Origin of the sequence: Ewingella americana ATCC 33852, from assembly GCF_000735345.1 — a bacterium.
Classification (GTDB): Bacteria; Pseudomonadota; Gammaproteobacteria; order Enterobacterales; family Enterobacteriaceae; genus Ewingella; species Ewingella americana.
Genome location: NZ_JMPJ01000051.1, coordinates 35696 through 51930 on the forward strand (window position 1 = coordinate 35696; position 16235 = coordinate 51930).

The window sequence follows — 16235 nt, forward strand, 5'->3', positions numbered from 1 at the left end:
CTAAAATAACAGCTTATTATAACAATAAATTAACAACGAGTCTGCCAGTTTTGGCTTAAACTGTATGCCATCGGCGTTGGGCCAAAGGGCAATGTGATACAGATCACATATTAGTTCTCGATGGACTTTATATTCGGTGAAATGGCCCCCATGTCTTTTCTAGCCGATTAGGAAACGGAATGTGCAATATCCGAGCAAAAGTGAGTCTCAGCTTTGACTTACAGCAAGTATTGACACGATTCCGCTTGACGCTTAGGAAGGTTTTTGTAATTTTACAACCAACCTTTTATTCACTAAATAATAGCTGGTGGAATATATGACTATCAAAGTAGGTATCAACGGTTTTGGCCGTATCGGTCGCATTGTTTTTCGTGCTGCTCAAGAACGTTCTGACATCGAGATCGTAGCAATCAACGATCTGTTAGACGCTGACTACATGGCATACATGCTGAAGTACGACTCAACCCACGGCCGTTTCGACGGTAAAGTTGAAGTTAAAGACGGTCATCTGGTTGTAAATGGCAAAACCATCCGTGTTACTGCTGAGCGTGATCCAGCTAACCTGAAATGGAACGAAGTTAACGTTGACGTTGTTGCTGAAGCAACCGGTCTGTTCCTGACTGACGAAACTGCACGTAAACACATCGCAGCTGGCGCTAAGAAAGTGGTTCTGACTGGCCCATCTAAAGATGACACCCCAATGTTCGTTATGGGCGTTAACCATAAAGAATACGCAGGTCAGGAAATCGTTTCTAACGCTTCTTGTACTACTAACTGCCTGGCACCACTGGCTAAAGTTATCAACGACAAGTTCGGTATCGTTGAAGCGCTGATGACCACTGTTCACGCAACTACCGCGACTCAGAAAACCGTTGATGGCCCGTCTCACAAAGACTGGCGCGGCGGCCGCGGCGCATCTCAGAACATCATCCCTTCTTCTACCGGTGCAGCTAAAGCAGTAGGTAAAGTTATCCCTGCTCTGAACGGCAAACTGACTGGTATGGCGTTCCGCGTTCCAACCACCAACGTTTCTGTTGTTGACCTGACTGCACGTCTGGAAAAACCAGCTTCTTACAAAGAAATTTGTGAAGCAATCAAAGCCGCTGCTGAAGGCGAGCTGAAAGGCGTTCTGGGCTACACCGAAGACGAAGTGGTTTCTACCGATTTCAACGGCGAAAAACTGACTTCAGTATTCGATGCTAAAGCAGGTATCGCTCTGAACGACAACTTTGTGAAACTGGTTTCTTGGTACGATAACGAAACTGGCTACTCAAACAAAGTTCTGGACCTGATTTCTCATATCTCCAAATAATTGGCCGATGTGAAGAAATGATTGAAGGGCGACGCTAAGTCGCCCTTTTGCTTTCTGCCGATCAAGGATTCAACTCATGACCGCAAAACTCTTTACTCTACCCGTCTTAAAACAAATCACGCCGGCAATCAGCCAGCGTCAGATTGATGAATTACCGGTTCTGGTTATCACCCATCCTAAATTACGCGCAGCCATCACCTTACAAGGTGCTCATTTGGTGGCGTGGCAGCCTGAAGGCGAAGAACCTATTATCTGGCTGAGCAAGGAAACGGCTTTCCAGCCGGGCGTCGCTATTCGCGGCGGCGTGCCAATCTGCTGGCCGTGGTTCGGCCCGGCGGGCAAACCTTCGCACGGCTTTGCGCGCAATTTGGCGTGGGAACTGACTTCTCATAGTGAAAACGAACAAGGCGTTGAGCTAGCTCTGACCCTGAAAGACAGCGCAGAAACCCGCGAGCTATGGCCGCACGCGTTCACCCTTACCGCCAAATTCACTCTCGGTGAGATTTGCCATATTGAACTGGAATCTACCGGTGATTTCGAAACCACCAGCGCCCTGCACGCCTACTTCAACATTGGCGATATCGACAAAGTGAAAGTGACCGGACTGGGTCAACCTTTCATTGATAAAGTGAATGGCGGGAAAGAGTCTGAGCTGCAAGGCGATTTGACCTTCAACGGTCAGGTTGACCGTATTTTCACCCAGCCACAGGCCACCAGCCTGATCGTGGATTCAGCATTAAACCGCACGCTGGTGGTGGAACATCACCACAATAGCGACGTGATTGCCTGGAACCCGGGTGTGGAATTGTCCACCAGCATGAAAGACATGGCGGATGACAGTTATAAGACCATGGTGTGTGTGGAAACCGGCTGCGTCACGCAGGCGCAGAAAAGCACCGCGTCTAAACCAGCCAAACTGGCTGTAACTATTAGTAAAAAATAGTGCGCTGATTTTTTTCCGCACTACAGATGTGCAAATGGGGCGAATCGCCCCATTTTGTAGCAAACAACGCCCCATTTTGGGGCGCGTCTGTTTTTAGAAGCTGTAAGTCACGCCAGTCCACAACATCCCGGAGTAAGATTTATCCACCATTGGGCTGTCTTTAACTTCGCTATCCAGACGGATATAGCGGCCCATGAAGAAGGCTTGCCAATCTTTGTTGATGTCATACTTGGCAGACAGCTCTAAATACGGGCTGAAGCTGTCATCCGGCGAGTAGCTGTTCAAGCCACTGCGGCGAGATTCATTGCTGTTAATACCGTAGTAGTATTGGTTCTGATTGCTGCTGCTCCACTGCACACCGATACCCGGCACCAAGGCCCAGTTATCCTGGTGGAAGGTGTAGAGGTAAGCCAGGTCAGCCACCATCCCATCACTGTTATCCAGCACGTCACCGTTGAAGGTGGTGCGGATTGTTCCCCACTCTTCGATATGTGAGTAAGCCAGACCCGCCATTAATGTGCCACGGCGTTTATCCAGACGCTTCATCTGGGAATCATCAGAATCGCCAGGCTTATAACCGAACGGAATGTAAGTACCGGTCAGGCTGAGTTTGTTCTGATCGTCTTTCCACAGGTAATAACCGGCAGTCAGCGTGTGGAAATAAAAATCATCGCCTTCATAACTGATGATCGGAACTGGGAGAACCTTAGTGTCATACCCTTTATACGGATTTACGTCGACTAATGCTGATGCACCCAGCGACCATGTCCCCGCCGCAGCGGCGTGGCTGAACAGGACGGCTGCGGTTGCGATGGACAATGTTTTGAAATGCGAAATTTTCATTGTTATTAATTCCCTTAATTTAAAAACCGCCAGTAGTGTAAGCGAAGAATAATCGCTTCGCTTAGCATTTACAGTTGTCGTGAATAACTTACGCAGAAAAACCAAGGCGATCGCATAATTTATATGCAAAGTATGAAATAAAAATGACTAAACAACGGGCATCACCCGCTCAGCCCACGTCCTATAAGGCTTCAAAGTCGAAAGCGCTGAACTGAGTCATTGATATGTCTTAAAAAATGGGATCTGAGGAGAGGAAATTTTTGTAATGCCAAACTACGCTTATTTATAGATGAAAGACTTCATCTGAGGCACTTCCCGACCCGCTGGTTCACGGCAGTCGCAATAATTTAAATCTGTTCGTGTGAAAAATGGGTTTCTGCAAGTTGGCATAAGGGTTGCTGCACTGAGATGGAGAGCTTTTTTCCGGGAGCTGTTTTTGATTTCCAACGCTCTCATTAACCTGTGCTATATCCAACGTCATTGAAGTTTCGGCCTCAATTGCCGCGGATAAATTAACGAAGGACGGGCAACGTATGAACATATTTGACCATTATCGCCAGCGTTATGAAGCTGCCAAGGACGAAGAGTTCACACTTCAGGAATTCCTCACCATTGCGAAGCAAGATAAAAGTGCTTACGTCAATGCCGCGGAACGCCTGTTGATGGCGATCGGTGAACCAGTGATGGTAGACACCGCGCTAGAACCACGCCTGTCGCGTTTATTCTCCAACCGGGTTGTTGCTCGTTACCCCGCGTTCGAAGAGTTTTACGGTATGGAAGAAGCTATCGAACAGATTGTCTCCTACCTAAAACATGCCGCTCAAGGTTTGGAAGAAAAGAAACAAATCCTCTATTTATTAGGCCCGGTGGGTGGTGGTAAATCCTCCCTCGCAGAACGGCTGAAAGCGCTGATGCAGCGCGTGCCTATCTATGTTCTGAGCGCCAACGGCGAGCGCAGCCCGGTGAATGATCACCCGCTGTGCCTGTTCAATCCGCAAGAAGATGCGACCATTCTTGAAAAAGAATACAACATCCCGACTCGCTATCTCGGCACCATCATGTCGCCGTGGGCCGCCAAACGCCTGCACGAATTCGGCGGTGACATCACCAAATTCAAAGTGGTCAAGGTCTGGCCATCGATTCTCGAACAGATTGCTATCGCCAAAACCGAACCCGGCGATGAGAACAATCAGGACATCTCCGCGCTGGTCGGTAAAGTCGACATCCGTAAACTGGAAAACCACGCGCAAAACGACCCTGACGCCTATGGCTACTCCGGCGCATTGTGCCGTGCGAACCAAGGGGTGATGGAATTCGTCGAGATGTTCAAAGCGCCAATCAAAGTGCTACACCCGTTGCTGACTGCCACGCAGGAAGGTAACTACAACGGGACCGAAGGTATCTCCGCCCTGCCGTTCAACGGCATCATTTTGGCTCACTCCAATGAGTCCGAGTGGGTGACATTCCGCAACAATAAGAACAATGAGGCGTTCCTCGACCGCGTTTACATTGTCAAAGTGCCTTATTGCCTGCGGGTGTCCGAAGAGATCAAGATTTACGACAAGCTGTTGAGCAACAGTGAGCTGGTGCACGCTCCATGCGCACCGGGAACGCTGGAAACGCTGGCCCGCTTCTCGATTTTGTCTCGCCTGAAAGTGCCTGAAAACTCGAGCAGTTACTCGAAAATGCGCGTCTATGACGGTGAAAGCCTGAAAGACACTGACCCGAAAGCCAAGTCTTATCAGGAATACCGTGACTACGCCGGTGTGGATGAAGGGATGAATGGCCTGTCGACACGTTTTGCGTTCAAAATCCTGTCGCGCGTCTTCAACTTCGACCACGCGGAAGTCGCCGCCAACCCAGTCCACCTGTTCTATGTCCTTGAGCAGCAGATTGAGCGCGAGCAGTTCCCGCAGGACGTGGCGGAGAAATATCTTGAGCACCTGAAAGGCTATCTGATCCCGAAATACGCTGAGTTTATCGGCAAAGAGATCCAGACGGCTTACCTTGAGTCCTACTCGGAATACGGACAGAACATTTTCGACCGTTATGTCACTTATGCCGACTTCTGGATCCAAGATCAGGAGTATCGCGACCCGGATACCGGCCAGCTGTTTGACCGCGAGTCACTGAATGCCGAACTGGAGAAAATCGAAAAACCAGCCGGAATCAGTAACCCGAAAGATTTCCGTAACGAGATAGTCAACTTCGTGTTGCGCGCCAGAGCACAGAACAGTGGCCGTAATCCGAACTGGACCAGCTACGAGAAACTGCGCACGGTTATCGAGAAAAAAATGTTCTCGAATACTGAGGAATTACTGCCGGTTATCTCATTCAATGCCAAAACGTCGACCGATGAACAGAAAAAACACGATGACTTTGTCGACCGAATGATGGAGAAAGGATATACACGCAAACAGGTTCGCCTGCTGTGTGAATGGTATCTGCGCGTGAGAAAATCTTCGTAACAGAGGATCGTTGGCAACGTCGTTTGGGGGAAATATGACGTACTTTATTGACCGTCGACTGAATGGCAAGAACAAAAGCGCGGTTAACCGCCAGCGCTTTTTACGCCGCTATAAGTCGCAAATCAAACAGTCGATTGCCGAGGCCATCAACAAGCGTTCGGTTACCGACGTAGACAGCGGGGAGTCGGTTTCGATCCCCAATGAAGATATCAACGAGCCTATGTTTCATCAGGGTCGCGGCGGCCTGCGCCACCGCGTTCACCCCGGCAACGATCACTTTGTGCAGAATGACCGCATCGAACGACCGCAAGGGGGCGGTGGCGGCGGCAGCGGACAAGGTGACGCCAGCAAGGACGGTGAAGGCCAGGATGAGTTCTCCTTCCAGATTTCGAAAGACGAGTACCTTGACCTGTTGTTCGAAGACTTAGCGCTGCCGAATTTGCAGAAAAACCAGTTCCGGCAGATGACCGAGTACAAAACGCACCGCGCGGGTTATACCTCAAACGGTGTGCCGGCCAATATCAGTGTTGTTCGCTCTTTGCAGAACTCCCTCGCCCGCCGTACGGCGATGACCGCAGGGAAAAAACGGGAGTTGCGCGAGCTGGAGTCTACGCTGACAGAAGTGGAAAACAGCGAGCCCGCGCAACTGTTAGAAGAAGAACGGCTGCGCAAAGAGATTGCAGAGCTACGGCAGAAAATCGCCAGAACGCCGTTCATCGACACTTTTGATTTACGCTACAAGAACTATGAGCGTCGCCCCGAGCCTTCCAGCCAGGCGGTGATGTTCTGTTTGATGGACGTCTCCGGCTCTATGGATCAGGCAACCAAAGATATGGCCAAGCGTTTCTATATCCTGCTCTATCTGTTCCTGAGCAGAACCTATAAAAACGTCGATGTGGTCTATATCCGCCACCATACTCAGGCCAAAGAAGTGGATGAACAGGAGTTTTTCTACTCACAGGAGACCGGCGGGACCATTGTATCCAGCGCGTTAAAGTTAATGGACGAGGTTATTCAGGAGCGTTACGACCCGGCGGCGTGGAATATTTACGCGGCGCAGGCGTCTGACGGTGATAACTGGGCCGATGACTCACCGCTGTGCCACCAAATATTGGCGCAGAAGCTGCTACCTATGGTGCGTTATTATAGTTATATCGAGATAACCCGGCGGGCTCATCAAACGCTGTGGCGTGAATATGAAGTATTGCAGCAGAAGTTTGGTAATTTCGCCATGCAACATATTCGCGAACCGGAGGATATTTACCCGGTATTCCGCGAACTGTTCCATAAGCAAGTTCAAGAAAACTAAATCTGTTTAATAAAACGGCCAGTTAATTGATTTAACTGGCCGTTTTCTATTTTAATAGATGAATAAAGAATCTAATTACTCAGCTGATGCTTGGCAGGATAATAGCGGCCAAGATGCCAATCATCACCAACCACTTTAGCGAGTAATAAGTTTTACGGCTGCGCGCTTTTAATGCCTGCCCGCCGTTACGCAGTGCATAGACATACTTGAATATCTTATTAATAAAACCGGTGCGATCCTGCTCATCGTTAGGCGAACTGGCGGCTGACATCAGCGTGCTGCCAACCCAATGGTTAACGCGCTGCGCCCAAGGCCACTTCATTTTTCGCTCGACGTCGCAGAACAGAATAATACGCGTCTCGTCAGTCTTGTTTTCCGCCCAGTGAACAAAGGTTTCATCGAAAATCACCGGCTGGCCGTCGCGCCAGCTGTGCTTGATGCCGTCCACCTCAATAAAGCAGCGGTCATCGTTTGGCGTCATCAGGCCAAGGTGATAACGCACGGAACCGGCGTAGGGGTCGCGGTGCTTACCCAAATAGCTGCCGGACGGCAACTCGGCGAACATCGCGGCTTTAATAGAAGGAATGCTGTTTAACAGTTCAACCGTTTTCGGGCAGAGGTTTTCCGCCGACGGATGGCTGTCGCCGTACCACTTCAAATAGAAGCGTTTCCAGCCGCGTTTAAAGAAAGTATTAAAGCCTGCGTCGTTATTGGTCTGCGCCGCTTTAATATGATCTTGCAGGCGCACGGCCTCATCGCGAATAGTCTGCCAGTTATCGGTTAAGCGCTGTAATTCCGGGAAATCTTCCGCCGGGAAATAAGGCTTCGACGGCAGTTTAGAAAAGCCGGTCATAAACATATTTACCGGCCCCATAAAGGTCGAGTGGTCGAGTAGTTGGCGTGAAAACTTCTGTTTAACCTTGCCGCGCGAATGCGCATAAATAAAGCTAACCACAAAAATGGTAAGAATAATAATGGCCGTCATAGGGTCCATCCTCTACGTATTAGACATATGACGATATTATAAATCAGATTTATTCTAAATTTGTAGTTACACTTTTATGCTATTTGTGCCTTTTAGGCACAGTTCCCAATAAGTTTAAACATTAACTAAACCAACTGTTATTTTCCGAGATGAGCCGCACTCGCAATCAAATAAGCCCAGTTATTACATGGGTATTTGACAGCTATTATTGGCAGTTAATCAGAAAACAGGTAATAAAAAAGCCAGCCGATTGCTCCGCTGGCTTTTAAAACTCTAACTATTAACGACTTAATAAACTGGGGTAGCTTATTAATGACGAACTTATAAACCGTAGACCAGATTGATTGAGGTCACAGTGTCGGTTTTATCCGGCGCACTGGCTGGTGGTTTGGTGTTGTAAGTCACGTCGTAAGCCAGTTTCAGAGAGAAGTGGGTGTTGATAGCAACCGTCAACGCCGTCTCTGAGTTATAGGTGGTTTCGTCGTTCGCTAATACTGACAGGCCCTGAGTAAATTTAGCCGTGTCGCTGATTTTGTAGCTGTAAGCGCCAGAGGCGTAAGCCAAAGCACGGGTGGAGTTACCGCCCTGCTCGAACTCATCGTGACGTACACCCGGACCTGCTTCCAGGTTCAGCGTGTGTACCGGACCGCTCCAGATCTGACGACCGTAACCGATGGTGCCGACGTCACGCGCGCGGTAACCGTTATAACGGTCGCTCAACCAGCTGCCCTGACCGAACACGTAGTTATTGTCATCCAGATTGTAGCGGCTACGTGCACCAGCCTGATATTTCTCGGATGAACGCACACCGGAAGAAGAGGTGTTGCGTGCTGAACCCCAGATACTGTTAGCCGTATTGGTGTTGAACCACGTCATGGTGGTGTCAGCGCTCAGAGATGAGTTAGTGGTGTTACCGGTTTGCGCGGTATAACCCGCCTGAATATTGCCTTCAAACGGCTTTTTCGCCGTAGCAGGATCATCCAGCGCGGTGAAAATAGTGGTGTCTGCCAGACTTGAAATACTGAACAGCGCAGCTCCGCACACTACTGCGCAAGCTGGTAAACGACGAACAACCCGAAAAAACATTTTGCTTCCCCAATCGACTTAAGGCAAATAGTGCCAGGTGGCCCAAGGTAATTTGCCTTTAGAACCCCTACACACTGAGATAACTGCATATCGAAATAACTTTGCCGTTCATTTAGGTCCTTTAAGCAAAGCTGGCAAATCCCTTCAATAGCGCACGAACTAATACAACCTTGGTAAAAACCCGCAATGAATATACAGCACAAAAGTGCTGATATCCTTTTTTAGCGGGACTTTTTAGACTGTTCCGAGTGACAAATATTTCCTGAAATAGAACCAAACGTAATCATTACAATTTGTTTCCATATTCCGAGCTTGCGCCCTTGAAATCTGTTTTAACTCGCTTCCCTTTTCGGGCGTTCAATTTTTCCTACTACAAGAATGCACAGATTTCGGCCGAACCGAATGCGCTGTCTTGTCCTTTTGAACGAGGCGAGTTAGCTTTAGACCTGTTGAAAATATCTTATTGCGCCGCGAGTTCCTCGACGGCTGCCTTCAGGAGGAGTGGTCATGGCTTTACAACAAGAAATCATTCAGGCTTTGCACGTCAAACCGCAAATTGACGCGGCACAAGAAGTTCGCACCAGCGTCGATTTTCTAAAAAGTTATTTGCTGGCCCATCCCTTTATTAAATCACTGGTACTGGGCATCAGCGGCGGGCAGGATTCTACTCTTACCGGTAAACTTTGCCAAACGGCAATTAGTGAATTACGTGCGGAAACCTCAGATGAGAGCTATCAGTTCATCGCCGTGCGCCTGCCTTACGGCGTACAGGCCGATGAATCAGACTGCATTGATGCCATCGACTTTATCAAACCTGATCAGGTATTCACCGTAAATATCAAAAATGCGGTATTAGCGAGCGAAGCCACCCTGCGTGAAATCGGCATTGAATTAAGCGATTTCATCAAAGGTAATGAGAAAGCCCGCGAACGCATGAAGGCGCAATACAGCATCGCTGGCATGAAAAAAGGCGTAGTAGTCGGCACCGACCACGCGGCGGAAGCGGTAACCGGCTTCTTCACCAAGTACGGCGACGGCGGCACCGACATCAACCCAATTTTCCGTCTGAACAAACGTCAGGGCAAAGCGCTACTCAAGCACCTCGGCTGCCCTGAGCACCTCTACACCAAAGCGCCAACCGCCGATTTGGAAGAGAACCGCCCTTCGCTGCCGGATGAAGTCGCCCTTGGCGTCACCTATGAGCTGATTGACGACTATCTGGAAGGCAAAACCATTGACGAGAAAGCCGCGTCAACCATCGAAGGCTGGTATCTGCGCACTGAGCACAAGCGCCAGCCGCCGGTCACCGTGTTTGATGATTTCTGGAAAAAGAAATAAGCCTCTAACGCCAAGTGGCAGCATCACGGGCACCTCAGGGTGTCCGTTTTTTTATCCAGCAATCCATCTATAATTATTTAACAATTCCTTTCCATCGCCAGTCGAAATCATTACCCTTAGCCTCCCTTCGAACACGGACTGTGATGTTTTATATGCAAAAATTCCTTTTCCTGCTGTTAACGCTGGTCCTGCTTGGACCTTTGGGGATTGACCTTTATCTCCCTGCTATCCCGGCGATTGCCAAGGGATTGAACAGCGCTGAAGCCATTATCCAATCTTCTATTTCACTGTTTATTTTAGTGATGGGACTGGGGCAGCTGATTGCCGGGCCATTGGTTGACCGCTACGGCCGCCGCCCGATCGCCATTATTGGCGTGATCGTCTATTTGGCCGGCGCCATTGTCGCCGCGACGGCTGAGACGGCATTTATGTTTATGTTCTCCCGCGTGATCCAAGGGCTGGCGGTGTGCTGTACCTCAGTGGTGGTGTTCAGCAGCGTGCGAGACCGAATGAGTGGCGATGACGCGGCCCGCGCCTACGGCTTCCTCAACGGCACGCTGAACATCATTCCGGCCTTAGCTCCGCTGATTGGCGGGCTGATTGCCCAGTTCTTTGGCTGGCGCGCGCCGTTCTGGGCACTGTGCGGCTATAGTCTGCTGATTCTGGCTCTGGTGCTGTTCAAACTGCCGGAGACGCGCCCTGCCGACACCCAGTCCGGCGGCTTGCCGTTCAAACAGTACGCGCGGATCCTGTTCAACAAACGCTTCATCACCTTCGCCGCGGTTAACGCCGGTGCGATGGGCATGGCACTGACTTATGTCTCACTGGCTCCGACGGTTCTGATGAGTCAGGCAGGACTGACGCCGTTCGAGTTTTCGCTGGTTTTCGGCGCTAACGGATTTTGGATCATGGCGGTCAGCTTTATCGCGAACCGCATCATTCAGAAGGTGGGACGCCCGGCCTGTTTGGCCTCAGGCGCATTGTTGATGTTCCTCGGCTGCGCGGGCTTAGTGGCGGGCTTGACCCTTATCGCCCCAGAGCAGCAACACGCCACTTGGCTCTACATGCTGCCAGTAGCCAGCGCCTGCGCCGGTTTAGCTTTCTTGATTGGCCCGGCCACCAGCTACGCGCTGGAGCCATTTTCAAATGAAGCGGGCGTGGCATCGGCCTTGGTGGGTTCTGTGCAGATGGCAGGCGGCGCGCTGTTTGGCTTTATCGCCATGGCTTTGCCACTTCAGCCGAAACTGAGTTTAGCGCTGGTGATGCTGGCGGGAGGCTGTCTGGCGCTGTTAGCACGTCGCGCCAGTAAGAAATCGGCGGGCCGCTTGACCCGCCTCGGTTAACCACAGAGTCAGGCTACCCGATTTATTCTACTATTGTGACTGGGACTCTGGGGGCTAGGGCTGACAACAGCTCATAGCCCAGAGTGCCAGCCACGGTCGCCACATCATCCACCGGCAAGTTGGCTCCCCACAGTTCCACTTTCGAACCAATCGCGGCCTGCGGGCAAGGCGTCAGGTCAACCATAATCATATCCATCGACACCGTGCCCACAGTTTGCGTCATCACGCCATCCACCCACACCGGCGTGCCGCTCGGTGCGTGACGCGGATAGCCGTCGGCATAGCCACAGGCAATAATACCTATTCGCTGCTCGCCCGACGCGCGATAGCGGCCGCTGTAGCCAACGCGGTCACCCGCCTGCAATTGCTGAGTGCCGATAATTTCGGTACTCAGGGTCATCACCGGTTTCAGCCCGCTGTCGGCGATATCCCGCCATTTGCCACTCGGCGACGCGCCATAAAGAATAATGCCCGGACGGATCCAGTCATAATGGGTGTCGGGATACCACAGTGTCGCAGCAGAGTTGGCCAGCGATCTCGGGCCCGAGATGTTCGCCCCGGCGGCAAGGATCTGCGCCATCTGCCCCTCGACGCCTTCCGGCCCGTCGGCGTGGGCAAAGTGGCTCATCAGGGTGATTTCCCCCACCTGAGGCAAGGCTTTCAACGCGTGCCACGCGGCTTCAACCCTTTCCGGCTTGAAGCCCAGACGATTCATACCGCTGTTAATCTTCAGATAAACATTGATTGGCGCACTAGGCTTGGCCTGCTTGATGGCGTCAATCTGCCAATCGCTGTGTACGGCGGTAGTAAGGCGATACTGGTCAATGGCTTCAAGATCGGCTGGTGAGAAGAAGCCTTCCAGCAGCAGGATCGGCCCCTGCCATCCTGACTCGCGCAGCAAAATGGCCTCTTTAAAATCGAGCAATCCAAAACCGTCGGTTGAAGATAAGCCTTGCAGCACATGCTCGACGCCGTGGCCATAAGCATTGGCTTTGACCACCGACCAGACCTTGCTGTGGGGCGCGAAACGGCGGATAACCTGCAAATTATTGGATAACGCAGAAAGTGACAACGTAGCGGAAATCGGGCGTGGCATACTCTCTCCAGAGGCGAATCAATGAGCCGGTCTTCCTACAACCTCTGCTGACCGGCTCAAAAATTAAAATCAGCTATTAACCGATAGGATGCATTTTATGAATGTTGGGATGGGTCGTGGCGAAGTCCGGGCTGTAGCGCTCAACGGCTAAATCGTCGGCCGGAATAGCCGGTGTCACTCCGGTGATGATGTCTGAAAGCAGCTGGCCGGAGCCACAGGCCATGGTCCACCCGAGCGTGCCGTGGCCGGTATTCAGGTAGAGATTTTTCAGGCGCGTTTTGCCAACGATTGGCGTGCCGTCTGGGGTCATTGGGCGCAGGCCGGTCCAGAACGAAGCTTGCTCCACATTACCGCCGTTCGGGTAGAGGTCGCGCACCACCATCTCCAGCGTTTCGCGGCGAGCCTTCGCCAACTGGGTATTGAAGCCGACGATCTCCGCCATGCCGCCAACGCGAATTCGGTCGTCAAAACGTGTGATAGCGATTTTGTAGGTTTCATCCAGCACGGTGGAGAACGGCGCGGAGGCCGGGTCAGTGATGGGAATCGTCAGCGAGTAGCCTTTCAGCGGATAAACTGGGATCGAGACTAAATCTTTCAGCAGCGCCGTCGAGTAAGAGCCGAAAGCCACCACGTAGGCGTCACCTTTGACCACTTCCGCGCCGCACTGCACGCCCGTCACCTGACCATTTTCCACCAACAGCTTGTCGACGCTGCGGTTAAATTCAAACACCACGCCCGCCTGACGCGCCATCTCAGCCAGTTGGCGAGTGAACAGCTGGCAGTCGCCGGTTTCATCATTAGGCAGGCGCAGGCCGCCGGTCAGCTTGTGGGCGACCTGTGCCAACGCTGGCTCAACGGTCGCCAGTTGGCTGGATTCCAGCAGTTGGTAAGGCACGCCCGCCTCTTCCAGCACGGCAATGTCTTTAGACGCGCTTTCAAACTGCTGGGCGGTACGGAACAGCTGTAATGTGCCGCCCTGACGGCCTTCGTACTGAATGCCGGTCTCTTCGCGCAGCGCTTTCAGGCAGTCGCGACTATACTCAGCCAGCCTTACCATGCGGCTTTTATTGGTCTGGTAGTGATCCATGTTGCAGTTACGCAGCATCTGCCACATCCATTTCAGTTGGAAGCTGCTGCCATCGAGGCGAATGGCCAGCGGCGCGTGGCGTTGGAACATCCACTTAATCGCCTTTAATGGCACACCGGGCGCGGCCCAAGGGGCAGCGTAGCCGGGAGAGATCTGCCCGGCATTGCCCGCGCTGGTCTCTTCCGCCGGTCCGGATTGTCTGTCAATGACCGTCACCTGATGTCCGGCCTTCGCCAAATACCAGGCACTGGCAACACCAACCACTCCACTGCCCAAAATAACCACGCGCATACTCGACTCCAATAAAAGGCAATATAAAGCATAATATTCTGTGAACCGGAAACTAACCTGACAGCGGCCAATTGCCAACACCTGCGGCGACAACCGTGATGAATTTCACAATTATTTATCCTGTATCTACCGCTATTTTTCAACAGTCACAAAAAAATAACAATATCCCCTCACCCCAAGCCCCGTGCAGTTCAAAGCAGCGCCATATTGCGGCAGTCGCCTTAAACCGTCACTTTCAGCACGAGCACTTAACCCGAGATTATTTTTGTTATTTAAAACCAAACAAAAGGCAATTTTGCAGAACAATCATCTAAAGATTGAGTTGTTGGAAATATTGTCTGAATTCATCGTAGCGATTGACTGTTTTCTGCCATAAGCGTTTGATGAAGCTGTCGGCTTGATAGCAATATTTCATGCTTATTAAACCAGCGCTATCTGCATAACCAACAGATTGAGCTACGATTATCTATGGGCGCACAAATTTCGTAATAAACAGTTCTGAATCAAACACTCTGTTGCGTCCGTAACTGAATGAGGGTGCGGCTTATGACGACAAAGACCCAAGATTTTAAAATGGCAGACCAGCGTCTGAGCGATGGACCGGACTGGACGTTTGATCTATTGCAGACCTATCTCGAAGAGATTGACCGGGTCGCGAAGTCTTACCGACTTGATACTTATCCGCATCAAATTGAAGTCATCACCTCCGAACAGATGATGGATGCCTATTCCAGCATCGGCATGCCCATCAACTATACGCACTGGTCGTTCGGTAAGAAGTTTATCGAAACCGAGCAGCGCTATAAGCAGGGGCAGCAGGGTCTGGCCTATGAAATCGTCATTAATTCCAACCCTTGTATCGCCTATTTGATGGAAGAGAACACCATGACCATGCAGGCGCTGGTGATGGCGCACGCCTGCTATGGGCACAACTCGTTCTTCAAAAATAATTACCTGTTCCGCAGTTGGACCGACGCCAGCTCGATTGTCGATTATCTGCTGTTTGCACGCCGTTACATCAGCCAGTGCGAGGAGCGTTACGGCGTTGAGGAGGTGGAGCGCCTGCTCGACTCCTGCCACGCGCTGATGAACTACGGCGTCGATCGCTATAAACGCCCGCAGAAGATTTCATTACAGGAAGAGAAAGCCCGTCAGGAGAGCCGCGAAGCCTATTTGCAGAGCCAAGTGAACTCGCTGTGGAAGACGCTGCCGCGTAAAGACAGTGTGGACGCGCCGGAGCAGGCTCGCCGTTTCCCTTCCGAGCCGCAGGAAAACATTCTCTACTTTATGGAGAAAAATGCCCCGCTGCTCGAGCCGTGGCAGCGCGAGATTTTGCGCATCGTGCGTAAGATCAGCCAATATTTCTATCCACAGAAACAGACTCAGGTGATGAACGAGGGCTGGGCAACTTTCTGGCACTACACCATCCTCAATCACCTGTATGACGAAGGCAAAGTGTCGGACAAATTCATTCTGGAATTCCTGCACAGCCATACCAATGTGGTGTTCCAGCCGCCCTATAACAGCCCGTACTACAGTGGCATAAACCCTTACGCGCTGGGCTTCGCCATGTTCCAAGACCTGAAGCGTATCTGTCAGTCGCCGACCGAAGAGGACAGGTATTGGTTCCCGGATATCGCCGGTTCGGACTGGCTCGACACCCTGCATTTTGCGATGCGCGATTTTAAAGACGAAAGCTTTATTAGCCAGTTCTTATCGCCAAAAGTGATGCGCGACTTCAAGCTGTTTACCGTGCTGGATGATGACCGGAATAATTATCTGGAAATCGCCGCTATTCACAATGAAGAGGGCTATAGGGCGATACGCGAGGAGCTGTCGGCGCAGTATAACCTGAGCCACCATGAGCCGAATATCCAAGTGTGGAATGTGGATTTACGCGGCGACCGTTCACTGACGCTGCGCTACATCCCGCAAGACCGCGCCCCGCTTGATAAGAGCCGCCGCGAAGTGATGAAGCACATTCACCGCCTGTGGGGCTTTGACGTGTTTATGGAGCAGTTGAATGAGGATGGCAGTGTCGAGCTGCTTGAGCGCTGCCCGCCGCGCCCGACGCCGCTTTAACTTTCTTCCCTCTTGACCCAATCTCATCCAGCAAAAAGGGCGCCTAAGCGCC

General features: G+C 51.4%; 12 protein-coding genes. 7 read left to right on the top strand and 5 right to left on the bottom strand.

Features of this window, described 5'->3' with window-relative positions; translation table 11 throughout:
* Window positions 1-316: 316 nt before the first annotated feature.
* On the top strand, window positions 317-1312 hold the full coding sequence (gene gapA, locus GEAM_RS08810; protein ID WP_034790665.1) for a glyceraldehyde-3-phosphate dehydrogenase: 996 nt from the start codon (window positions 317-319) through the stop codon (window positions 1310-1312).
* Between the two features lie 76 nt (window positions 1313-1388).
* Complete coding sequence (locus GEAM_RS08815) at window positions 1389-2255, top strand: D-hexose-6-phosphate mutarotase (protein ID WP_034790667.1); 867 nt, start codon at window positions 1389-1391, stop codon at window positions 2253-2255.
* Window positions 2256-2348: 93 nt separating this feature from the next.
* Here the strand turns inward: GEAM_RS08815 and GEAM_RS08820 are convergent, their stop codons facing one another.
* Entirely contained in the window at window positions 2349-3098 is a 750-nt protein-coding gene (locus tag GEAM_RS08820; protein WP_034790669.1) for a MipA/OmpV family protein, read from the bottom strand.
* Between the two features lie 533 nt (window positions 3099-3631).
* Here GEAM_RS08820 and yeaG point away from each other — a divergent pair.
* Both yeaG and GEAM_RS08830 read left to right on the top strand, forming a co-directional pair.
* Window positions 3632-5566 carry a protein kinase YeaG gene (gene yeaG / locus GEAM_RS08825; RefSeq protein WP_034790670.1) on the top strand — a complete coding sequence of 645 codons (1935 nt, stop codon included), beginning with the start codon at window positions 3632-3634 and terminating at the stop codon, window positions 5564-5566.
* Window positions 5567-5600: 34 nt separating this feature from the next.
* Window positions 5601-6875, top strand: coding sequence for a YeaH/YhbH family protein (locus tag GEAM_RS08830; protein ID WP_034790671.1), 1275 nt, complete (start codon window positions 5601-5603; stop codon window positions 6873-6875).
* A gap of 79 nt (window positions 6876-6954) precedes the next feature.
* Here the strand turns inward: GEAM_RS08830 and lpxO are convergent, their stop codons facing one another.
* Window positions 6955-7860: a lipid A hydroxylase LpxO gene (gene lpxO, locus GEAM_RS08835; protein WP_034790672.1), complete on the bottom strand. Its 906-nt coding sequence runs from the start codon at window positions 7858-7860 to the stop codon at window positions 6955-6957.
* A 321-nt stretch (window positions 7861-8181) separates the two neighbouring features.
* Window positions 8182-8946: a DUF481 domain-containing protein gene (locus GEAM_RS08840; RefSeq protein WP_034790673.1), complete on the bottom strand. Its 765-nt coding sequence runs from the start codon at window positions 8944-8946 to the stop codon at window positions 8182-8184.
* 507 nt (window positions 8947-9453) lie between these two features.
* Here GEAM_RS08840 and nadE point away from each other — a divergent pair.
* Both nadE and GEAM_RS08850 read left to right on the top strand, forming a co-directional pair.
* Window positions 9454-10284, top strand: coding sequence for an ammonia-dependent NAD(+) synthetase (gene nadE, locus GEAM_RS08845; RefSeq protein ID WP_034790674.1), 831 nt, complete (start codon window positions 9454-9456; stop codon window positions 10282-10284).
* A gap of 152 nt (window positions 10285-10436) precedes the next feature.
* Window positions 10437-11627: a multidrug effflux MFS transporter gene (locus tag GEAM_RS08850; protein WP_034790786.1), complete on the top strand. Its 1191-nt coding sequence runs from the start codon at window positions 10437-10439 to the stop codon at window positions 11625-11627.
* A gap of 22 nt (window positions 11628-11649) precedes the next feature.
* Here GEAM_RS08850 and dadX read toward each other — a convergent pair whose 3' ends face one another.
* Together dadX and GEAM_RS08860 are read right to left on the bottom strand one after the other, a co-directional pair.
* Window positions 11650-12723: a catabolic alanine racemase DadX gene (dadX, locus tag GEAM_RS08855; protein ID WP_034790675.1), complete on the bottom strand. Its 1074-nt coding sequence runs from the start codon at window positions 12721-12723 to the stop codon at window positions 11650-11652.
* 76 nt (window positions 12724-12799) lie between these two features.
* Window positions 12800-14101, bottom strand: a complete 1302-nt coding sequence (locus GEAM_RS08860) for a D-amino acid dehydrogenase (RefSeq protein WP_034790676.1) — start codon at window positions 14099-14101, stop codon at window positions 12800-12802.
* Window positions 14102-14647: 546 nt separating this feature from the next.
* Between GEAM_RS08860 and GEAM_RS08865 the strand changes: the two genes are divergently transcribed.
* Window positions 14648-16183: a SpoVR family protein gene (locus GEAM_RS08865; protein WP_034790677.1), complete on the top strand. Its 1536-nt coding sequence runs from the start codon at window positions 14648-14650 to the stop codon at window positions 16181-16183.
* Window positions 16184-16235: the final 52 nt, after the last annotated feature.